The 21,577-nt window shown below is 57.8% G+C and carries 20 protein-coding genes; 8 read left to right on the top strand and 12 right to left on the bottom strand.

The window, feature by feature from the left end; all coding sequences use genetic code 11:
- Nucleotides 1-14: 14 nt before the first annotated feature.
- Both ACT2B1_RS18445 and ACT2B1_RS18440 read left to right on the top strand, forming a co-directional pair.
- The gene (locus tag ACT2B1_RS18445; protein ID WP_481669035.1) at nucleotides 15-1,619 is read left to right on the top strand and encodes a Na/Pi cotransporter family protein; all 1,605 of its coding nucleotides are present in this window, start codon (nucleotides 15-17) and stop codon (nucleotides 1,617-1,619) included.
- Between the two features lie 160 nt (nucleotides 1,620-1,779).
- Complete coding sequence (locus ACT2B1_RS18440; RefSeq protein WP_171240114.1) at nucleotides 1,780-2,187, top strand: c-type cytochrome; 408 nt, start codon at nucleotides 1,780-1,782, stop codon at nucleotides 2,185-2,187.
- A gap of 15 nt (nucleotides 2,188-2,202) precedes the next feature.
- Here ACT2B1_RS18440 and ACT2B1_RS18435 read toward each other — a convergent pair whose 3' ends face one another.
- A complete protein-coding gene (locus tag ACT2B1_RS18435; protein ID WP_481668329.1) occupies nucleotides 2,203-3,360 on the bottom strand; it encodes a cation:proton antiporter in 1,158 nt (385 codons plus the stop codon).
- A gap of 200 nt (nucleotides 3,361-3,560) precedes the next feature.
- Here ACT2B1_RS18435 and ACT2B1_RS18430 point away from each other — a divergent pair, with 200 nt between their 5' ends.
- Nucleotides 3,561-4,010, top strand: a complete 450-nt coding sequence (locus ACT2B1_RS18430) for a phasin family protein (protein ID WP_171124650.1) — start codon at nucleotides 3,561-3,563, stop codon at nucleotides 4,008-4,010.
- A 57-nt stretch (nucleotides 4,011-4,067) separates the two neighbouring features.
- Nucleotides 4,068-4,475 (top strand): universal stress protein, encoded by a 408-nt coding sequence (locus ACT2B1_RS18425; RefSeq protein WP_171124648.1) that lies wholly within the window; start codon nucleotides 4,068-4,070, stop codon nucleotides 4,473-4,475.
- A 1,422-nt stretch (nucleotides 4,476-5,897) separates the two neighbouring features.
- On the opposite strand, the gene ACT2B1_RS18420 is transcribed toward ACT2B1_RS18425, so the two are convergent.
- The 4 genes from ACT2B1_RS18420 to ACT2B1_RS18405 are packed head-to-tail and all read right to left on the bottom strand — an operon-like array spanning nucleotide 5,898 to nucleotide 9,400.
- On the bottom strand, nucleotides 5,898-7,052 hold the full coding sequence (locus tag ACT2B1_RS18420) for a saccharopine dehydrogenase family protein (protein WP_171240116.1): 1,155 nt from the start codon (nucleotides 7,050-7,052) through the stop codon (nucleotides 5,898-5,900).
- A gap of 3 nt (nucleotides 7,053-7,055) precedes the next feature.
- Nucleotides 7,056-8,108 (bottom strand): saccharopine dehydrogenase, encoded by a 1,053-nt coding sequence (locus tag ACT2B1_RS18415; RefSeq protein WP_171240117.1) that lies wholly within the window; start codon nucleotides 8,106-8,108, stop codon nucleotides 7,056-7,058.
- A gap of 14 nt (nucleotides 8,109-8,122) precedes the next feature.
- Complete coding sequence (locus tag ACT2B1_RS18410; RefSeq protein ID WP_171126433.1) at nucleotides 8,123-8,737, bottom strand: glutathione S-transferase family protein; 615 nt, start codon at nucleotides 8,735-8,737, stop codon at nucleotides 8,123-8,125.
- 12 nt (nucleotides 8,738-8,749) lie between these two features.
- Nucleotides 8,750-9,400, bottom strand: a complete 651-nt coding sequence (locus ACT2B1_RS18405) for a histidine phosphatase family protein (protein ID WP_171126432.1) — start codon at nucleotides 9,398-9,400, stop codon at nucleotides 8,750-8,752.
- Between the two features lie 269 nt (nucleotides 9,401-9,669).
- Here ACT2B1_RS18405 and gcvT point away from each other — a divergent pair, with 269 nt between their 5' ends.
- The 3 genes from gcvT (at nucleotide 9,670) to gcvP (ending at nucleotide 14,117) form a co-directional block, all read left to right on the top strand.
- On the top strand, nucleotides 9,670-10,767 hold the full coding sequence (gene gcvT / locus ACT2B1_RS18400) for a glycine cleavage system aminomethyltransferase GcvT (RefSeq protein ID WP_481668328.1): 1,098 nt from the start codon (nucleotides 9,670-9,672) through the stop codon (nucleotides 10,765-10,767).
- Nucleotides 10,768-10,785: 18 nt separating this feature from the next.
- Nucleotides 10,786-11,151 carry a glycine cleavage system protein GcvH gene (gene gcvH / locus ACT2B1_RS18395; RefSeq protein ID WP_171124633.1) on the top strand — a complete coding sequence of 122 codons (366 nt, stop codon included), beginning with the start codon at nucleotides 10,786-10,788 and terminating at the stop codon, nucleotides 11,149-11,151.
- A gap of 110 nt (nucleotides 11,152-11,261) precedes the next feature.
- Nucleotides 11,262-14,117: an aminomethyl-transferring glycine dehydrogenase gene (gene gcvP / locus ACT2B1_RS18390; protein WP_481668327.1), complete on the top strand. Its 2,856-nt coding sequence runs from the start codon at nucleotides 11,262-11,264 to the stop codon at nucleotides 14,115-14,117.
- 29 nt (nucleotides 14,118-14,146) lie between these two features.
- Here the strand turns inward: gcvP and ACT2B1_RS18385 are convergent, their stop codons facing one another.
- Nucleotides 14,147-15,406, bottom strand: a complete 1,260-nt coding sequence (locus ACT2B1_RS18385; RefSeq protein ID WP_371808224.1) for a cytochrome-c peroxidase — start codon at nucleotides 15,404-15,406, stop codon at nucleotides 14,147-14,149.
- Between the two features lie 24 nt (nucleotides 15,407-15,430).
- Between ACT2B1_RS18385 and ACT2B1_RS18380 the strand changes: the two genes are divergently transcribed.
- Entirely contained in the window at nucleotides 15,431-15,901 is a 471-nt protein-coding gene (locus ACT2B1_RS18380; protein WP_481668326.1) for a tetratricopeptide repeat protein, read from the top strand.
- Between the two features lie 31 nt (nucleotides 15,902-15,932).
- Here ACT2B1_RS18380 and ACT2B1_RS18375 read toward each other — a convergent pair whose 3' ends face one another.
- The 6 genes from ACT2B1_RS18375 to ACT2B1_RS18350 are packed head-to-tail and all read right to left on the bottom strand — an operon-like array spanning nucleotide 15,933 to nucleotide 21,510.
- Complete coding sequence (locus ACT2B1_RS18375) at nucleotides 15,933-16,994, bottom strand: TRAP transporter substrate-binding protein (protein ID WP_171240121.1); 1,062 nt, start codon at nucleotides 16,992-16,994, stop codon at nucleotides 15,933-15,935.
- A gap of 25 nt (nucleotides 16,995-17,019) precedes the next feature.
- On the bottom strand, nucleotides 17,020-18,309 hold the full coding sequence (locus ACT2B1_RS18370) for a TRAP transporter large permease (RefSeq protein WP_171240122.1): 1,290 nt from the start codon (nucleotides 18,307-18,309) through the stop codon (nucleotides 17,020-17,022).
- Nucleotides 18,310-18,897 carry a TRAP transporter small permease gene (locus ACT2B1_RS18365; RefSeq protein WP_171240123.1) on the bottom strand — a complete coding sequence of 196 codons (588 nt, stop codon included), beginning with the start codon at nucleotides 18,895-18,897 and terminating at the stop codon, nucleotides 18,310-18,312.
- 53 nt (nucleotides 18,898-18,950) lie between these two features.
- Nucleotides 18,951-19,466, bottom strand: coding sequence for a flavin reductase family protein (locus ACT2B1_RS18360; RefSeq protein ID WP_171126455.1), 516 nt, complete (start codon nucleotides 19,464-19,466; stop codon nucleotides 18,951-18,953).
- The gene (locus ACT2B1_RS18355; RefSeq protein WP_171240124.1) at nucleotides 19,466-20,356 is read right to left on the bottom strand and encodes an aldo/keto reductase; all 891 of its coding nucleotides are present in this window, start codon (nucleotides 20,354-20,356) and stop codon (nucleotides 19,466-19,468) included. The genes ACT2B1_RS18360 and ACT2B1_RS18355 overlap by 1 nt, the downstream gene beginning before the upstream one ends.
- A complete protein-coding gene (locus ACT2B1_RS18350) occupies nucleotides 20,356-21,510 on the bottom strand; it encodes an LLM class flavin-dependent oxidoreductase (RefSeq protein WP_171124620.1) in 1,155 nt (384 codons plus the stop codon). The genes ACT2B1_RS18355 and ACT2B1_RS18350 overlap by 1 nt, the downstream gene beginning before the upstream one ends.
- Nucleotides 21,511-21,577: the final 67 nt, after the last annotated feature.

The raw sequence follows: 21,577 nt of genomic DNA, 5'->3' as shown, positions 1-21,577 counted from the left end.
GAAAGCTATTCGTGATGTTTTGGAACCTGTTACCAGCGTTGGGCGGCATCGGCCTGTTCCTTGTCGGAATGCTGTTGATGACGGACGGATTGAAGGCTTTGGCAGGGGCGCGACTGCGGGATATTTTGGGCCGGTTCACGTCGACACCGTTTACCGGGGCCGTAACAGGCGCGGTCACGACAGCTGCAATCCAATCTTCCAGTGCGACCACAGTTGCGGCCGTCGGATTTGTCGCGTCTGGTCTGCTCACGTTTCCCCAAGCGCTTGGGATCATCTTTGGGGCCAATATCGGAACGACCATGACAGGTTGGCTCGTCGCGCTCTTGGGGTTCAAGTTAGAGTTGGGGCAAGTGATGTTGCCCGTTGTTTTTGTTGGGGCTTTGCTGGCGCTTTCGGGAAGGAAAGCGGTTGCCGGCCTTGGGCTGGCGTTGGCCGGATTCAGCTTGATTTTCATTGGGATCGAGCAACTCAAATCCGGGCTTGACGCCCTTCGCGGCGTAGTTACCCCTGCCGATTTTCCATCTGATACGCTGCTGGGCAGGCTGAAGCTTGTATTGATCGGTGTCGTTATCACCATGGTGACGCAGTCTTCGAGTGCTGGTGTTGCAACGGCATTGGCTGCGTTGAGCGCCGGTGCCGTGAACTTCCCCCAAGCAGCGGCTCTGGTCATTGGAATGGACGTGGGGACAACTTTCACCGCTGTTCTGGCCACCTTGGGTGGGGGCACGATGGCGCGCCGCACCGGTTTTGCTCATGTGATCTACAACGTGATGACAGGGGCAATGGCATTTTTCCTGCTAGGGCCGTTTACTGCGGTCTTTGTAAGCGGGACGGGGGCTGGAAACTCTCTGACCGCGCTTGTCGCGTTCCATAGTTTCTTCAACGCCATAGGTGTGGCGCTGATCTTGCCGTTCGCGAAACCTTTCGCCAGATTTGTCGAGGCGCTCGTATCCGACAAAGGGGCTGACTTAACGAGACCTCTGGATCCTCTCGTCCTCGGGATGCCGGAAATAGCGGTGGATGCAGCAAAAGCCGCAGTCGAACAAATTGTAAGGGCCGAAGTGGCGCACCTTCGGTCATGTATCGGGGCATCTCAGCCAAGCGGACCCGACTATGGGCGGGACAGCATTGAGACTGCTGTATCGGAAGCGCGCTCGTACCTAGACAAGATTGAACTGCCCAGCAGGTCCGACGCAGAGATATCCAGCATCAAGGGTATGTACCATGTCCTCGACCATCTTGACCGGCTGCTTTACCGGTGTAGCCAAGATGATCGGATAAGCGAGTTACCAAAAGACCGGCGTTTGAAACGGCTCGCTTCGGTGTTGATTACAGCGACTGACGGCTATTTAGAGATCGACAATCCAGTGCAGTGTGAAAGCACGCTGAACCGTCTTCGCCGTTTTATGCGGCGACAGAGGAAACTTCGCAGAGACTTGCTCATCTCCGACGCTGCAACTGACAGTCTGCCGGACGACGTCGTTTGGGCTCGGTTGGATGCTCTCAGATGGCTGCATCGGGTGTCTTATCACCTCTGGCGAATTCGCTGGCATTTGAACGCATTGGAAGGAGTGCCGTCTGGGCGCAAGGGTGCTGAGGTCAATGACGACGTGGCGTAGTTGGAGGCTGGCCTTGATTAGATTTGGCACGTGCTCAAGCGCTATTCGACCTAAACGCCAATCTTCGTGCTGAAGGGTGCAACATGAGCGAGGTCAAAGAAGTTTCTTAAGGATGCGCATTAATAAGATTTGCATCCGGGGCAGCTAATTGGAGGAGCGTATGCAGATTGTTCGCGGGATTTTACTGGCACTGTTCGTCACGGGGCCCGTACTAGCGCAGGAGGTCAGCGTCGATGAGGGACGAGATTTGTACCGGACGTATTGCTGGCAATGTCACGGTTTCGAAGCGACCGGAGACGGACCAATGGCCGAAATGCTGGCTATTCGAACACCCGACCTAACCAAATTGGCGGGCGAAAACGACGGTGTGTTTCCGATAGTTCGCATAGCTGAACAGATTGATGGTCGTTCACAATTGCTCGCCCATGGCGGCGAAATGCCAATCTTTGGCGCGGTGTTTGAGACAGACCAACAAATCGCAGTGGCTCTAACTAATGGGCAACCTATGATGGTAGGCCTGCCGTTGGCGAATTTGCTCGCCTTCCTTGAGTCGATCCAGTCTGAATAGACACTGACCAATCTGCTAGTCCGTGTCAGCCGTGCGTTTGATTGACATGAGAGTCAGTGGCGGCCCCAACACCTCGAAGACCACAGTACTGGCTAGAGTAAAGGCCATGATCGACGCGGCCCAATGCGGAAATTGTTCTCCAGCTACAAGGGCCATACCTACCGCGACACCAGCCTGTGGCAACAAAGCGGGACCGTACCAGCGGGTCTGACGGCGAGGCAGGCCGCCCAGTTTTGCTCCGCAGTAACCTCCGACAAGGCGGGCCACGGCACGCAAGAATAGGAAAAGAGCACCAGCCCAGCCCATCAAACCGAAGGCTTCAATTTCCAACGTGGCGCCAGCCAGTAGGAAGAACAAAATCATGAACGGCCACTGAATATGTTCGATCTCGTGAAAAGCACGATCATGATGGCGGGCAAGATTCCCGATCACTGCGCCCGCAACCATGCCTGCGACCAAGAATGAAACCTCCAGCCAAAGCGCGAGGCCCGCTGTAAGAAAGACTATTCCCACTGCTTCTGCCTGCATTGGCTCTCCCGGTTTCAAGCGGCCAGTCAGGTAAGTGGATGGCACGCCTAGTGCGGAACCCAACAAAATAGCCCCTCCGAAATCCCAAATCGCCGTGGTCGTGACTGTGGCCCAACCATCCGAATGACCGGCCAGAACTAAGGCGATGCTGAAAACTAACAGACCCCAAGCGTCATCAATTGCGACGACGCCCTTTAATGTCTCGGTGAAGCTGTTGGACACCCCAGATTGATTGATCACGTCTGTCATTGCGGCCGGAGCTGTAGCCGTAGCAATTGCCGCCAGCACCAACGCCAACCCGAAGGGTACGCCAATTGCGGTCAGACCGGCAGACACAATAGCAAGGGTTGCCACCACGATTGAAACCGAAATCGTCAGAATGGCTCGGCCATGTTGGACCAGGTTCTCGCGAGTCAAAGATCCTCCAAGAAGAAACGCGACCATCGTCAAGGCCACAATGGATATCTCGTCGAACCACATTGCAACGTCGAGTGGGATCAACCCCATTCCGGCGTTCCCGGCGATCAGACCGAGGAAAAGCAAGGTTGTAACACGAGGAAGATGCGTGGCCCGACCAAATTGATCGGCCGCCAATCCGGCAAGGAAGAGGACACCAAGGGTAATCAGAAAGCCGGCAACGTGCATAGAAAACCAAGCGTTAAGTTCTTGTCTAGATTACTCTAACTCCAACCCTGCCTGCTAGGAACCGGTGTCGGAGAGAATGCGAGCGCCCTGTCGCGGTCTAAGCCGAGAGTGCTAAAGATAAGGGTAATTGATCTGTATTAAGGCGAAAGCATGCCGCAGGTGGCACAATAGCTTATTCAGGAAATGAGGAGGAATTTTCGATGCCGAGAAAGAAATCTAGCACAAATAGCCCGACCTCACTTGTGGATGTTTTCAAGCAAATGCAGCCGCCCATGTCTGGTAATCCGGCCTTCGGTGCCCAGATCGAACAGTTTTGGGACGCACAAGAAAAATTGCTCGAAGAAACAGAGGCCTTTGCACAGCATTGGTTCGAACGGCGTCATGAGGCGGTCCGAACGGCTCTAAAAGCTGCACGCAATGTGTCTTCCGCGCACCCGTCCGATCCCTCTAAAGCCGTTCAGAGCATGGCTGAGTGGCAGCGCCATTCGGCGGAGCGGTTGGTTGCTGACGCTCAGGAATGGTTCGAAACCGTGTCCCGTTGTGCATCTTATGTCGCTGAAACCGAAGCTGAAGCTGTTGAGAAAACAGTTGATGAGGTTGTAGCCGCTACAAAGAGCGCGGGGAAATCTTCAAAGTCCGAGCCTGTATAGGTTTCCTGCTGCCGAGGAACCAAACTGGAATCATCGGAGCAGTAGATAGGAGGTCAAATGTACAAGAATATCCTGATCCCGGTTGCTCTGGACCAAGAACACGACACACAAGCTTCGTTTGAAGCCGCGCGCCAATTGGCTGATGCGGACGCTGTATTCACCGTGATACACGTCCAAGAACCAATTCCGGCGTATGTAGGGTCTCAGATTCCCAGCGAAGTACTTGCCAATACGCGGCATGAAATCCTGGAAAACCTGCATCAAACTGCTTCTGAAATTCCAGGCGCGAAGGCTCGGCTCATCTCTGGGCACGCAGGTAGGGCTATTGTCGACTTCGCAAATGAGAGCGATGCGGATTGCATCTTCTTGGCTTCGCACAAGCCTGGTTTTGAGGACATATTTTTAGGTTCCACTGCAAACAGAGTCGTGCATCACGCCAGGTGCTCGGTTCATGTAATTCGTTGAGCCAATGTTAGCGGTGTGGCTTCCTTTTTGAGTGGCTCGATTCTTAGTGAGCCAAATCAGATCAAGAGAATTGACCGCTGAGCCAAAGAACCCTTGGACTGCAGCTTGCCTGCGGTTTCGAATTAATTAGAACGCTGGATTTCTTTATTGTGAAGAGCAGTTGCTGGTCGGTCGCTTGGACGCTTTCGACACTTGGGTTGCTTCGGAGCATCAGATTGTGTTTCGAGATGTAGTCTACTTTCCTTTTCTTCGAAGGACGGTTGTTCGATGAAGGCCAAATCCTGCTCCCGCAACCAATATTCCAAACCAGACCGTTCGATCTACAAACAGTCCACCAGATCAATCGCTTAATGCCTTCACCGCGTCGTTAGTCGGGGCTTACGCGGCCCCCTTAACCTCAACCCATTAGGTAGGAGTATGACGGAGTCGGGAAATCCTGACTTTATGATTGTTCGCGGTTCGTTGACTCTAAGTGCACTAGAATTGCTTCTCTATCCCAGGCGGGAATTTTCACTAAGGCTTTGAGAAAGAATCAAAATTGATTGGAAAGCTGAAAATTCTTTTCTTGGCTATCGCAACCCTTTACATTCTTGGGATGATTAGCTCTTCGACGGTTCGCTATAGAAATCGTACCAATCTGGAAGAGAGAATAAGAAACTACGCAATAGAACTGGTTCAAACGGACAGTTTTCTGGTCAAGTTTTTTCCTCCTCCGCACTCACTTGCGGATGTTTACCAGCTTAGAAAGCCGTTCTTTAATGCAACATGGGCTATAGCACCTTTAGAGCAAATTTCTGAGTTCTCAAAGCGGAACCAGAGTAGAGTTAATGGAGATGTTCACGCAATTCTTCTCGATAACTGGACGAAAGATGACACAGCTATTTTGTTCACTTTAAAGGACTGCGGCGGGTTTTTTTGCGAGTTGGATAACTCTGACTTACAAGTCGTTCCCCGATCTGATGTTACGTACATTTTGCGGTCGGGAAACCCAAAAGTGAATAGGACCATTAGAAGTGACGGCTACCAAACCGCGAACATAACGGTGGACCAGTTCAGTGGGGGAGGCTCATGGCGATCCACATAACAGACATATCGCAAAAAAAAGGTTTTTCCACTATAACTATGCTCTGCAATGGAGCGTCGAATACTAGATTGATGCGACCCGATCTGACTGCCGAATAATTGCTTCGTCCGGGAGGGCGACAATAGGCTGAAGAGGTTAAAACCGCTTGTTTTTCGTCTCACGCAACGAACTCAATCACTTCCAAGTGGCCTCCAGTTCTATACGCCAAATCCTGCCAAATCAGCTCAGTAATAGCCACTTCTGCAGCTATTACTATGTGATGGTTCCCCCCGGGAATAGGAGGAAGAGGCGCCCAGCGCAAAAATTCCCTGTAGTGCTACTTGCCCGAACACGCGCCCTCAGGACACGGCGTCCGTCGAATGTGTCACTACTTGCAAGTGCTGAGCCAGTTTGTCGACTTCCGACATCCAGCTTTGCACAAGCTTAGGATCGCTGGGGGCGGCATGAACGCCGGCAGGAATTTCGCGATTCAACACAGACTCAACAGCCAGAGACACGGGGATAGACACCAGTCGCGCCATTGCGGTTCCGCGTTCGTCACCCCAGGCATCCATAACATAGGTCTTGTGCCAGACCTCGGAGCCGTCTTTTTCGGCCTTCAGGCCCACGCACAGAACCACGCGGTCAGGCTCGCCTTCGTCATAGGCGTTTTCGTCCCAGAACAGATCCGACATTTCTTTCAGGCGCGCGTCGCCTTCAGGGCCGGACAGGGTTTCGATTTCGGTGAACACGTCCGACCAGGCATCGGCCCAGCCATTCAGGCGCAAGGTGCCGCGGACGAATTCCTTGATCGGCCAGTGATCCTCGAACTGGTATTCGGCCACGAAGGGCAGCGAGTCGCGGTTGGGGTAGACCTCGAAGCTTTCCGGGGTTGGCAGAGGCGCGATGTAGCTGGTGATTGCGTCCCACGGGCGGGCGACGTCCAGTGGTGCGTAGTCACGGACTGATTTTGACGGCGACCGTAGGGCTTTTAACACCCCCAGAGGCGACCAGCTAAACTTGTAGCGGAACGGGTTGGGGTTCTTCGGGATGCCGCCGCAATAGGAAATGAAACTCAGGTGGTTTTGCGGATCAAACGCATCCGAGGCGCGGTAATCGGCGACCAGCGCGTGCGCCATCAGGTGATCAATGCCGGGGTCCAGACCCACTTCGTTGATCAGGGCGACACCGGCTTCGCGCGCCTTTTCGTCCAACGCGCGCATTTCGGGTGCGATGTAAGAAGACGAGACGAAATTCGCGCCCTTCGCAATCGCCAGCTCGGCCAGAGGAACGTGCCAGTCGCCAGGCAGCATGGATACGATCACGTCGCCTTTTTCCAGCACTGCGCCAAGCGCGTCGATGTCAAAGGCGCGGATGTCGTCGGTCAGGTCTCCGACCTCGGCGCGGGCCTTGTCGATGGTCCGGTTCCAGACGGTGACTTTGTGGCCGCCCTCAATCAGGCGGCGCAGGCCGGGGATGGCCGACAGGCCGGTGCCACACCAGTGAATCGTCATCGCTCAGATCCCTCTCATATGAGTTTTGTAGGTTGTTTCGGCCCTGCCCCAGACGCCTTTGTCCAGATCGGTCAGGGTCAGCAGCGAGGGCAACAGTTGTGCGGCGTAGTCTTCCGAGCTTTCGACGGGCAGCATCGACGGCAGGTTGTCAATGGCCATAACGTCCATCACTGGATCGGTCGCCACGCGCAGGGCGGGTGCTTCCCATGTGGTTGCGCGGTCATAGACCGGCACCGGGTTGTAATCGCTGTCGGGGTCACACGCCACGTCGCCAATGGCGGTCAGGTTGCGCGGTGCGCTCATCGCGTCACGCGGGACAAAGACCGGCGTGCCGGGGCGCGCGAAGATGCAGTTCAGGAACAGGTCATGGTCAAGGATTTCAGGGAATGGCCCACCGCTGGCGGTTTCGGCCATGTCCCATTTGGTGACGGCAACGCCCATCGCCTCGCACATATCCGCAGCACCCGTGCCGACGCGGCCCAACGCGCCTATGACAATAGCACGGGGGCGGGTGCCCGTGGCGTCCAGCTCGGCAAGCAGCTCGGCGTTCAGAGCGTCCTTGTTCGGATACACTCCGACCGGAGGGCATTCCTGCCCCCGTTGTTGCGCGGCCCATGTCTTCAGCGTGACTGCCGCGCCCGCATACCCCGCCCAATAGCCAAAGGCGGCAACCCGGCGGCTGTCTTCGTCGACCAGATATTCCAGATCATACAGCGTGCCGCCCCCGGCCTTGAATCGCTGGAGCAGCGCCCGGCCCGAATGTTGCCCCTTATAGGCATGGCCGAACATGATGTGGCGGTGGGGCAGGGGCGTGCCGTCTTCGGGCAGTTCCTTGAGGCCGAAGATGATCGCATCCAGCGGGGCGTCCGGCCATGAATTCTCAGTCGCGATCTCGCAGCCTGCATCCTTGTAGCCCTGCAATGGGATGGCGCGGACATGGCTTTCCTCGACCGTCACGCGGATACCTGCGGCGATCAGGGCGGCGGCACCCTCGGGGGTTAGTCCGACCCGTTCCTCGTTCGGGCGCTGTTCCGCCCGGACCCAGAGATGTGTCATATCAGTTCCTTTAGTCAAAGCATTCCGGCAGTGCGTACCGCCTGCACGGAAGGCCGCGCCTCCATCGCCTTGCGAAATGCGATGATCTTGGGAAAGGCCGACACATCAACACCGTCGCCCTCCAGCCAACTACACACCACATAAAGGTAGATATCCGCAAGCGAGACCTCATCCCCCAGTACAAACGGCCCACGCAGCCCGTTCGAGCAAATGTATTCGCAAGAGGCCGTCATCGTTTGTGTGACCTTGCCCTGCATATCTTTCCAACTGGATTCCTTGTCGGCCCACCGTTCACCTCGTACCTTGTGGGCGTGGTTCACATGCATGGTCGAGGCAAGGTAATACATCACCTCGCGCATCCGCGCGGCCATAATCGGGTCAGACGGAATCAACCCGGCCTGCGGCGCCACAGTGGCGATGTAATCCAGCAGCGCACCGGTTTCGGTCAGGATGCCCCCGTCAACGACCAGCGCGGGCACGCGGCCCTTGGGATTGATCTGCTTGTAGGCGGGTTTGGTCTGTTCGCCGTTTGGGAAATCCAGCTTGATCGCCTCATACTCTAGCCCGGCCTCTTCCAGAGCTATGGCAACAGCGATCGAGATCGTGCGGGGGGCGTAATAAAGCTGCATCTGAGCCTCCGGTTACAGGTGGGTCTGGGCGAATTGCCGGTCTGGGGCTTCCAGGTGTGGAACTGCGTTGAAGAGCACCGGGGCAAGCTGTGCACCGATCGGGTGCAGACGATGCATTGACGTGTTCATGATGGCAAGAGCCACGCGTGCCATGGAAGGTATATCCAGCCCCATTGCCTGCCGCACCACCATCGAGATCAACCCCCCCGAGGTCACCACAATCGCAGGCCCGCCTTCTGTGCCGATATCACGCAGCGCACCAGATACGCGGCTTTCGAATTCCTCGAAGGTTTCTGGCGCACCTGTGATTTGTCCTTTGGCCCATGCGTCGAACGTGCGCGGCAGATGCTCGACAAACTCCTCGCGGTCGGTCGGAACTGCAATGCCGTGCTGTTCCTCGAACAGTTTGGCAATGGTGAAATACTCTAACTCATTCAATCGGGCGTCCCGCGTTGGTTCCGGCAAGCCCATGCTGGCGGCGGTTTCCACGTGCCGCGTGAGCGTTCCACAAAATACCCGCGGATGATGTGCGCGTGTACTTTGTAAATGAGCACCCAGCCAGCGTGCCTGCTGATGACCCAGATCGCTGAGTTTGTCGTAGTTTGCCTCGTCACGTGCTGCTGTATTCGCCTGGCCGTGACGCACCAGTGTAATATGTGACATGGCCGTCCCTCTTGGGCGGAGTCTTAGGGCAGGTTACTGGTCGGGACCAGAGCCGTTGGGCCAGTGTTTGAAAATAATTCTATTTGTCAGAATGCCTTGCCCAATGCTGAACCGGTCGTGATACATTTCGTGCATGGCGGGTGTTGCGTAACGGAAAAAAGTTTCCTATACGCTACAAATCTGCTGTATGCCCCTGTATGCCGAATGGTCGGGTGACCATTGCTTTTTGCACAGCATTGACTGACAACGGGATTGGAAAGGTCACGGATATGACTGACGCACCGAAGCGTACTCCGCTATATGATCTTCACGTCGAGCTTGGCGGTAAGATGGTCGATTTCGCCGGTTGGGAGATGCCGGTTCAATACCCGCTGGGGATTATGGGCGAGCATAAGCAGTGCCGCGAAAAGGCGGCTGTGTTTGATGTCAGCCACATGGGGCAGGTGATCCTGCGTGGCGAGAGTGTGGGCGAGAAACTGGAAACGCTGTGCCCCCAAGCCTTTGCGACCCTGAAAGAGGGCAAGGCGCGTTATGGGTTTTTCACGAATGCCGAAGGCGGGATCATGGATGACCTGATCGTGTCGAATGCGGGCGATCATTATTTTGTCGTCGTGAACGCCGCGCTGCGTCATCAGGACATTCCACATATGCAGGCCAATCTGGACGGTGTCGAAGTAATCGAGATCTTCGACCGCGCGCTGGTGGCCGTTCAAGGCCCCAAGGCCGAGGATGTGGTGGGCGCGCTCTGCCCCGCCGCCCGCGATCTGAAATTCATGGAAACCACCGTGGCGGATATCATGGGCACCGAGTGTCGTATTTCGCGGCTGGGCTACACTGGCGAGGACGGGTATGAAATCTCGATCCCCGAGGACAAGGCGATCGATATCACCCGCGCCTTTCTTTCACATGACAATTGCGAAGCTGCCGGTTTGGGCGCGCGCGACAGCCTGCGGCTGGAGGCCGGGCTGTGTCTCTATGGCAACGACATCGACCAGATGACCTCACCCATTGAAGCGTCGCTAGGATGGGCCATCCAGAAGCGCCGCAAGGAAGAGGGCGGCTTCCCCGGCGCTGACCGCATTCAAAGGGAATTGGCCGATGGCCCCGCACGCAGGCTGGTGGGCATCAAGCCCGAGGGCCGCGCGCCTGCCCGTCAGGGCGTTGAAATCCAATGTACCGAAGGCAACACAATCGGTCAGATCACATCCGGCGGGTTTGGCCCCACTGTGGGTGGCCCGGTTGCGATGGGCTATGTGTCCGCGGGCCATGCCGCACCCGGCGAGACCGTCAATCTGATAATCCGGGACAAACCGCAACCCGCACAGATCGTGGCGCTGCCCTTCGTTACCCAGAATTACAAGCGTTGAAGTCAGGAGAGAGACAAGATGGCAACCTATTATTCCGAAGAGCACGAGTGGATCGACGTTGACGGCGACACTGCAACGCTGGGCATCACTAAACACGCGGCCGAACAGTTGGGCGATGTGGTCTTTGTGGAACAGCAGGAAGTTGGGGACGAATTCGCAAAAGACGGCGAGATCGGCGTAATCGAATCCGTCAAGGCGGCCTCGGAACTCTACGCTCCGGTGGACGGTGAGATCGTCGAGGTCAACGAAACGCTTGCCGACAATCCCGGTGCGCTGAACGAAGACCCCGAAGGTGAGGCATGGATCTACAAGATCAAGATCACCGACGCATCGCAGCTCGAAGATCTGATGGACGAGGCCGGTTACAAGGACTTCATCGGCTAAACCCTCGGCGGATCTTTGCACGGATCCGCCCTTCATCTGGCTAAAAATATCCCCGCCGGAGGCTCCCGCAGTCGCCGCCGGGCCTGACCTACCCGACAGGAGCGCACCACATGGCTTTCAAACTGACTGACTACGAAGCCTATGACTTTGCCAACCGTCGCCATATCGGACCCAGCCCGACCGAGATGCGCGATATGCTCAAGGTGATCGGCTTCAAGACGCTGGACCAACTGATCGACGCCACCGTCCCGCCCGCGATCCGGCAGAAGGAACCCTTGGACTGGGGTCCGGCGATGACGGAACGGGATGCGCTGTTCCACATGAAAGAGGTGGCGAGCAAAAACAAGGTTCTGACCTCGCTGATTGGCCAAGGGTATTACGGCACCACCACGCCCGCGCCGATCCTGCGCAACATCCTGGAAAACCCGGCCTGGTACACCGCCTATACGCCTTATCAGCCCGAGATCAGCCAGGGCCGTCTTGAGGCGCTGTTGAACTTCCAAACCATGGTCAGCGACTTGACCGGGCTGGACGTGGCGAATGCTTCGTTGCTGGACGAAGCCACCGCCGCAGCCGAAGCTATGGCGATGGCCAAACGCGGTGGCCGGTCCAAGGCCAACAACGCGGCTTTCTTTGTCGACCGCAACTGCCACCCGCAGACCATCGCCGTGATCAAAACACGCGCCGAACCTTTGGGCATCGACGTGCAGGTGGGCGATCCTGACCAACTGGAGGCCGGTGCCGTCTTTGGCGCGATCTTCCAGTACCCTGGCACCCATGGCCATGTGCGCGACTTCACCGCCGAGATTGCGGCGCTGCATGAACACAAAGCCATTGCCATTGTCGCCGCCGACATCCTGTCGCTGGCGCTGCTGAAATCCCCCGGTGAGATGGGCGCGGATATTGCAATCGGCTCGACCCAACGGTTCGGCGTGCCGATGGGCTATGGCGGGCCCCACGCGGCCTATATGGCGACCACCGACAAGCTGAAGCGCGCGATGCCTGGCCGTATCATCGGTGTCAGCATCGACAGCCGTGGCAACAAAGCCTACCGCCTGGCGCTGCAGACCCGCGAGCAGCATATCCGGCGTGAAAAGGCGAACTCGAACGTCTGCACCGCGCAGGCGCTTCTGGCGGTGATTGCCTCGATGTATGCGGTCTATCACGGCCCAGATGGCATCAAGGCGATTGCACAATCGGTACATCGCAAAACCTCGCGTCTGGCCGTCGGGCTGGAGGATGCGGGCTTTGCCGTCGAACCAGAAGTGTTCTTTGACACCATCACGGTCGAGGTTGGCCATCTGCAAAAGACCGTCATGGAGGCCGCCGTGGCCCGTGGCGTCAACCTTCGCAAAGTCGGCGAGACGAAAGTGGGCATCAGCCTGGACGAACAGACCCGCGCCGAAACCATCGAGGCCGTCTGGGGTGCCTTCGGCATCGACCGTCAGGACGACAGTTCTAACGTTGCCTATCGCCTGCCGGACTACGCCTTGCGCGAGACGCCTTATCTAACCCACCCGATCTTCCACAAGAACCGGGCCGAAGCCGAAATGACCCGCTATATGCGCCGTCTGGCCGACCGCGACCTGGCGCTGGACCGGGCGATGATCCCGCTGGGCTCGTGCACCATGAAGCTGAACGCCACGATCGAGATGATTCCGGTCACATGGCCCGAGTTCGGCAATCTGCACCCGTTCTGCCCCGAAGATCAGGCGCAGGGCTATCATGAGATGATTGCCGATCTGAACGACAAGCTGTGCCAAATCACCGGCTATGACGCGATCAGCCAGCAGCCTAACTCGGGCGCGCAGGGTGAATATGCAGGCCTGCTGACCATCCGCAATTATCACTTCGCGCGCGGCGAAGGGCACCGCAATGTCTGCCTGATCCCGACCTCGGCCCATGGCACCAACCCGGCCTCGGCGCAGATGGTGGGCTGGCAGGTGGTGCCGGTGCAATCGGATGAGAATGGCAATATTGATCTGAACGACTTCCGCGCCAAGGCCGAAAAGCATTCAGATCATCTGGCCGGGTGCATGATCACCTACCCCTCGACCCACGGCGTGTTCGAGACCACCGTGCAGGAGGTCTGCCAGATCACCCATGATCACGGCGGTCAGGTCTATATCGACGGGGCCAACATGAACGCCATGGTGGGTCTGTCGCGTCCGGGGGATATCGGCGGCGACGTCAGCCACCTAAACCTGCACAAAACCTTCTGCATCCCGCATGGCGGCGGCGGCCCCGGCATGGGTCCGATCGGCGTTAAGGCGCATCTTGAGGAACACCTGCCCGGCCATCCGAAATACGGCACCGCCGTCGGTCCGGTCTCGGCGGCACCCTTCGGCTCGCCGTCGATCCTGCCGGTCAGCTGGGCCTATGTGCTGCTGATGGGTGGCGCGGGTCTGACGCAGGCGACCAAAGTGGCGATCCTGAACGCCAACTACATCGCGGCGCGTCTTCAGGAGGCCTATCCGATCCTCTACACGTCCGAGTCGGGTCGTGTGGCGCATGAATGCATCCTCGACACCCGGCCCTTGGACGAGGCAGCCCATGTCAGCGTGGATGACATTGCCAAACGTCTGGTCGATTCAGGCTTCCACGCGCCTACGATGAGCTGGCCGGTGGCTGGAACCCTTATGGTCGAACCCACCGAATCCGAACCGATGGCTGAGTTGGACCGCTTCTGCGACGCGATGTTGTCGATCCGGGCCGAGGCGCAGGACATCATCGACGGCAAGATCGACGCGGAGAACAACCCGCTGAAAAACGCCCCCCACACGGTGCGCGATTTGGTCGGCGACTGGGATCGCCCCTATACCCGGGAACAGGCGTGTTTCCCTCCGGGTTCCATGGGTGTCGACAAGTATTGGTCGCCGGTCAACCGCGTCGATAATGCGTATGGGGATCGGAACCTCGTCTGCACATGCCCGCCCATGTCAGAATATGAGGAAGCCGCAGAGTAACAAGAACCCCGCCACGTGCGGGGTTTTTCTTAGGGTTGGAAATTGTCGGGCACGCCGAATGGTGGCGTGTCCACGCTCGTCCCGGTCAGTGCGTTCAGAAACGCCACGAGCTTTGTGATTTCGGCGTCCGACAGTTGCAGCGGAGTGATGTCAATCTTGCTGCGCTGCCGGTCCATTTCCAACCTGTCATCCCAGACCAAGAAATCGGCTTTGTGCAGCCAGGGAACCTTGGGCAAAGCCGCCATGTCGTGGGTCCATTGTGACAGACTGCGTTCCGGGTTCAGGTGATGGCGGATCATGCTTTCGAGATCGGGAAAGGCCCCGTTATGTCCATAAGGCGCGGTCAGAGCCACGTTGCGCAGCATCGGCGTGCGAAAGCGATAAGCATCTTCTAGCCGGTCGCTTTCCCCCATGCGCCCGACATCGCGCACGTAGGGGTCCCATTGCCGGGTCCGGCCCGGACCAAAGGGCGGCAAGGCCAGCGCGTGGAATTTCTGATCTGACATCAACGGACCGGAATGGCAGGTGGAACACTGGGCCTTACCGAAAAACAAGGCCATCCCGTCCTTTTGGGCAGGTGTCAGGGCGTTGGCGTCGCCTGCAAGATATTGATCGAACGAGCTGTCCGTGCTGCGCCACTCAACGGCCGTGAACGCGGCCAGCGCGTTCGCGATCTGGGTGATCGTGATGTCCTCGGTCGTGATGACCTCATCAAAGGCGGCGACCATCGCAGGGCCATAGCGCGGATCGGTGCGCACGCGTTTGGCAAGGATCGGCCAGCCCAGATCAATCCGGTCGGCAACCGCTCCGGTCACCTGATTTTCGCCGACATTTCCGGCCATTTCGAATTGCGAGGTTAGCGGAAATAGCGCTTGCGCAGCCAGTAATGAGTTCAACCCTTCAGGCATCCATTCCTGCGCGGGTGAGTTGAAACCGTTGCCGTAAACGTCCGAGATACTCAGACGGCCATCGTGGAAGACGGTGTGAATGTCCTTAGCCCCAAGGTTCCAGAGACCGGGCGAATTGCGTGGAATGCGCTTGCGGATTTTATTCGCACCGACACCCGGTGTGCGCTCTGGCCCCAGCCCCTGTCCGCCTTCGCCTATGCCCAAAGACAACCCATCGGATGTACCGAAATCCGGGTGGTGGCAATGGGCGCAGGATATGTTCTGGTTGCCTGACAAGATGGGGTCGTAAAACAGTTGATGACCGATGGCGGCCTGTTCCCTATCAAAGAGGATAAAGTCATCATCGGTCAGCGGGCGCGGCAAGTCCTGTGCCGCAGCCACGCCGACGAACAGGAAGAAAACCCCATGCGCCAGCTTGTATTTGCCCTTTGTCTTTTTGCATCTCCGGCGCTGGCCGAACTGGAACAGGCCCGCGACATGATGGAAGCCGGTGAATTTGAAGCCGCGCGCGAAGAACTGCTGCCAGCGGCACGGTCCGGCAATGCCGAGGCCGAGGAGTTGATCGGCGTCATGTACGGTCTTGGGCTGGGGGTCGAACAGGATTACGAACGCGCGTTTGAATGGTATCTGCGCGCCTCGATGAAGGGGCACCCGGGCGCGCAATCGGGTATCGGCTGGTACTATGAACTGGGTCTGGGAATGCCCGCGCCCGATCTGGTTAGGGCCTATATGTGGTACACGCTCAGTACCATTGGCGGCGATCCCGACGCGGCGATCAGCCTTGAGGAAGTGGTCAAGAAAATGTCGCCGGAGCAGATCGAAAGGGCGCATGTTTTGGTAAATGACTACAAAGGGTGGATGTACCCGTTTCGGTAAGGGCCGGACGCCATCGCCCGGCCCTGTTCGCTTAGTTCAGGTCCGCATCGCGTGAGGCGTTGATGTCGGCCTCCGCCTCGGCGACGGCCTCGGTCAGCGCGTTGAACACCTCATCCCCACGGCCCACATTGGTCTGGAACCACTCATAGACAGGGGTTGCGGCCTCTTTGAAGGCAGCCTTCTGTTCGGGCGTCGGGACATAGAGATCTCCACCACCGGCGACGAAATCTTCATAAGCCTGGATCGACTTGCGCTTGGGCGAGGCAAAGGTCGCCTGTTGCAGCGCGTAGAATCCGTCGACCACGACACGGCGCATGTCCTCGGGCATCTCTTGGAACTTGGCGTTGTTCATCCACCACAGCGCGCCCATATAGGCGTGGCCGTCCAGTGTGACGTATTGCAGACCCGCATCGGGGAATTTCATCCCCATGATGTCGGTGATGCCGTTTTTCGACCCTTCAACCACACCGGTCTGAAAGCTGGTGAACAGTTCCGGCCACGGGATCGGTGTGGGCGACGCACCCAACGCCTTAACCAGTTCCTGCGGCAGGTCCGCGACCACCGTGCGGATTTTCAGACCTTCCATATCGGCTGGTTCAGCAATCCGACGCTGCGTGTTGGCAAAGTTGCGCCAGCCTCCAGTGTTGCCGATGGTCATCAGACGGATCGCGCCACCGGAATCCTCAAGAGCCATTTCGCGCATCTTGCGAGTGAAATCGCCGGACAGCACATGCTCGGCCACGCGGTCATCCGCCATCAGGTAAGGCAAGTCCAGAACCTGAACATAGGGGAAGATGCCCGACGCGCCGCCCGAGGTTGAGATGTAGATGTGGATGGTGCCATCTGCCACGCCCTGCAGACATTCAGCCCCGTTCGAGCAAAGCTGGGTGCCAATGAACAACTCGACTTCAATCGCGCCGTTCGATGCGGCCTCGACATAGTTCTTGAAAACGATCAGACCGTCATAGTCTTCGTCGTTTTCGTTCGAGTTCGCGGTGGCGCGCAGGGTGTAGTCTGCGGCGGTGGCGGCAAGTGCGGATGCGGCCAGCACCGAGGTGGCCACCGCTGCGGTTTTGATAAATCTTCTGAGCATTCGTTTCCTCCCTGTGATACTCAGTTTAGTTTGCAAATCCCGTTATCCTCGGGATCGTCATGGATAGTGCGGGGACATAGGTGATCAGGAAGATCACTATGATTTCGACAGCCAGAAACGGCAGAATCGCCTTGGCGATGGTCTCGACCTTTTCGCGCGACACGGCAGCGGCCACGAATAGCACCAGCCCCATGGGTGGCGTGGCAAGGCCGACGGTCAGGTTGACGCTCATGATAATGGCAAAGTGGATCGGGTCCACACCAAGGCTGGTGAAGATGGGCGCAAGGATGGGGCCAAGGATGATGATCGCCGGGCCTGCGTCCAGAAACATGCCGACGACAAACAGCAGCAGGTTGATCAGGAACAGCAGGATCAGTGGGTTTTCCGACAGGCCAAGGATCAGCGCCGCCAGTTGTTCCGGCGCATGGCTGAGGCTGACAACCGTCTTGAACGCCATCGCGGCACCGACCAGCAGCAAGACGACCGCCGAGGTCAGACCCGCGTTGCTCAGGATCTCGGGCACTTCTTTCAGGGTCAGCGTGCGCAGGACGAAGAACCCGATGATGAATGCATAGCCTACAGCGACCGCAGCGGCCTCTGTCGGGGTGAAGATGCCGCCGAGGATGCCGCCCAGAATGATGACGGGTGTCAGCAGCGGAAAGAACGCTTTGAGGCTGGCCTGACGACGCTCGGGCCATGTGTATTTGCGGCTGGCGACAGGGAAGTCGTACTTGTCGGCCATCACCTTGATCATCAGCATCAGACCGACGCCGACCATCACGCCGGGCACGATGCCAGCAAGGAACAGGGCCGCCACGCTTTCACCCATGACGTAGGCGTAAATGATCATGATCCCCGAGGGTGGAATGATTGGCCCGATCACCGAACTGGCCGCTGTGATTGCGGCAGCGAAGCGGCGGGTATAACCCTGTTTCTCCATCGCCGGAATCAGCATCGACCCCAGTGCCGAGGTATCGGCCACCGCCGACCCCGAGAGGCCAGCGAACAGGATTGAACTCAGGACGTTCACATGGGCCAGACCGCCCCGGAAGTGACCCATCAACGCCTGAGAGAACTCGACCAGACGGATCGTGATGCCGCCGCGGTTCATCAACTCGCCGGCCAGCATGAAGAACGGGATCGCCATCAGGGGAAAGCTGTCCATGCCGTTATAGACGTTCCGATACAGCAACGTGATGTCGTTGGTCTGGCCGCTCAGCCACAACAGAATGCCAGGCGCGGCCAGAAGGGCGAAAAAGACCGGCAGGCCGATCATCAGGAAAATCAGGAAGGTGGGCAGGAACCAGATCAGCATCTATTCAGCCCCCACCGGTGCGTCTGCGATTTTGGGCAACAGGTCTCCGCCCCCCAACAAAGTCAGGATGGCCCGCAGGATCAGCTCGATATTCACCGCGATCAGTAGGATCACCCCAACCAGCAACGAAGCCATCATCCAGCTACGTGGGACGCGGTACCACTCGTCGAACCCGAAGGAGGTAGGGATATACAGCGCAGCCGTCGCAAACTTGCCGCCAAAGCCGGTCACTTCGGACCAGCCGATATTGACCGCCACCAACAGAACGGCAAGTGAAACGATCAGCAAAAACAAGGTCAGCAACTGCCCCAGCACACGCGGCAGCATCATGGGCACCATGTCGATTGCAACGAACCCGCCACGCCGGAACGCGGTAGGCGCCATCAGCCCGGTCATCCACAACATACAAAACCGCGCGGCCTCATCCGGCCAGGGCAGGGCGTTGCCCAGAACGTATCGGAAGAACACCTGAATCAGGATTGCGATCACCATTAATGCAATCGCAACAATGCCAACCGCGCGGCCCAAACGCAGCACGGTTTCGTTCACGAATGCAATCGGCGCAAGCGCCGTTGCCAGTCCGCCCATGCGGATCCTCCCTTGTTCAGCCGCAGGTTTGCCCTGCGGTCGTCAGATCGCGCTTAGTTCTGCGCGAATTGGCCGAGTTTCCCGGCGTAAAAGGTCAGCGCGTCTCCATCCGCCATGCTGACCTTGAGAACTTTGCCCACGACGATCACGTGGTCGCCTGCGTCGTGATAGGCGTGCTGTTCGCATTCGAACCGCGCCAGACAATCCGGCAGCAGCGGTGTTCCGTTCCCGCACCGGTCATGGTCAATTTCCCGCAGCGCAAACGCGTCTTTCGAGCATCCAAAACATAGTTCGGCCTGTTCCGACGATAGCACGTGCACACTGAAATGGCGTGCCTTGTGGAAATAGGGGAACCGGCGCGAGTTGCGGTCACCGGCCCACATGATCAGCGGCGGGTCCAACGACAGGGACGAAAAGCTGTTCGCCGTGATACAGACTGGGCCGTCATCGCTGTTGCAGGTGACGATCGTGACACCTGTGGCGAACCGTCCAAAGGCGTCCCGCAACGTGCGGGTGTCGTCCTTGTGCGGGACGAATGTGTGGGTCATGTCCTTTGAGATTGCATTCATCATGGTACCTCATGCCCCAGCGCCGCCTCGTACAGGCGGAACCAGCTTTCGCGATCCAGATTAACTTTCAATGCGTCCGAGATGGTCTTGATCCGGGACAGGTTGTTGGTGCCCATAACCGGAAGGATACCTGCCGGGTGAGCCAGTAGGAACGCAACAGCCACCGCCGCGCGGTCCACACCGAATTCAGCAGCGATTTCATCCGCGACTACCCCGACAGGTGGGTTTCCGGCCATCAACATCCCGCCTCCCAGCGGCGACCACGCCATCACGGGCTGACCATGCTGCTGGTGAAAGGCCAGATCGCCATTGGTAAATGGGCTGATCTCGCCCAGAGAAATTTCGATCTGATTGGTGACCAGCGGTGTATTCATCGCTGACTGCAGCAGGGTCCAGTCCCAAGGTCGGAAATTTGACACACCAACCGCACGGACCTTGCCGCTGGCAACCATTTCGTCCAGGGCGGCGCCGGTTTCATGGTGATTCATGAACGGATCAGGGCGGTGGATCAGCAGCAGGTCGATATGGTCGATGGCCATTTCGGTCAGAGAAGTCTCGACCGATTTCAGAATATGGGCGCGCGAGGTGTCATAGTATTTGACCTTCGCGTCCGAATATCGCCCGATCGGTGCCACGATATCGCACTTGGTGACGATCTCCATCTTCGCGCGCAGCGCAGGATTGGCGCGCAGGGTATTGCCCAATACAGCCTCGGCCCCGTAATCGCCATAGATATCCGCCTGATCGAAACTGGTAATGCCCTGATCTAGGCAGGCTTGAATCTTGGCCTCGACATGAGCAGCCGAGGTATCGCTGTCATCGCCCAGCCGCCACATGCCATAGACAAGGCGGCTCATTTCCAGCGTGTTGGATAGTTTTACACGTTGCATCAGCGACGAACTCCGTTGCCCAGCGGGGTGGCCGGGGTGGTTGCGGGTACGCGCCCATAGGCTTCGGGCAGCGAACAGGTTTTCAGGTTGGGCATGACACGGGCACCAAAGTGCTTTGCCTCATCCATGTGCGGGTAGCCCGAGAAGATGAAAGCGCGGATACCCATCTTCTGATATTCCTCGATCTTGGACATGACCTGATCGGTCGACCCGACCAAAGCTGCGCCGCAGCCCGAGCGCGCGCGGCCGACGCCTGTCCACAGGCCGGGTTCGACATAGCCATATTCATCCGCCAAATCGCGGTTCTTGGCCTGATGCGCTACGCCCAAAGACGTCGCGTCCAGCGCCCGTTCCCGGATCGCACGGCCATATTCGTCGTCCAGTTTCGAGACGATGTAATCCGCATATTCCTGCGCTTCGGCTTCAGTGTCGCGTACGATCATGTGCACGCGCAGGCCGTAATCCAGTGTGCGGTCGTAATTTTCTGCAACCGCGTGGACGGCCTTCATTCGTTCGGCCAGTTGATCCTTGGTTTCGGGCCACATCAGATAGACATCGCAATGCTCGCCACACAGGTCCAACGCGGAAGGAGAGTACCCTCCGAAATACAGAAGCGGTCCGCCGGTTTGGTAAGGCTTGGCCGGATCAGTGGTCAGGCCCGAGAAGTTATAGACCTCACCCGCGTGGTTGATTTCATCCTGTGTCCACGCTTGCTTGAGAATCTCGACTACCTCGCGCGAGCGTTGATAGCGGAACGCGCTGTCGGCTTTCTCACCGGGGAAATCGGATGATATGATGTTCACCGTTAGCCGCCCCTGCAGCATGTGATCCAGCGTCGCAATGGTACGGGCCAGCATGATGGGCTGCATCTCGCCACAGCGCACGGCGGCCAGCAGGTTGATCTTTTCGGTGATTGGCGCGCAGCCTGCCACGAAACTCAGCGTGTCCTGACCGACCTGATAGGAAGACGGGCACAGAATGTTACGAAAGCCCTGCGCCTCGGCCTCGCGCACGATGCCGGAACAATGCTCCCAACTCGACCGCAGGTCGCCGTCCGGCACGCCCAAGAACTGATAGTCATCCGAACACAGCGCCGCAAACCAAGAAACTTCGGCCGCATCAAGATCGGGGGATGTGATGGGGACGATGGTCATTTGATTCGTTCTCCGTGCATCTTTTGACTTTCCTCTTGCGTAGCAATCACATTGATGTAGATCAATA

The sequence above is a fragment of the Ruegeria sp. S263 genome (assembly GCF_056780525.1).
The sequence above is the reverse complement of the archived record's forward strand: the minus strand, read 5'-3'. Positions and strand labels throughout refer to the sequence as shown.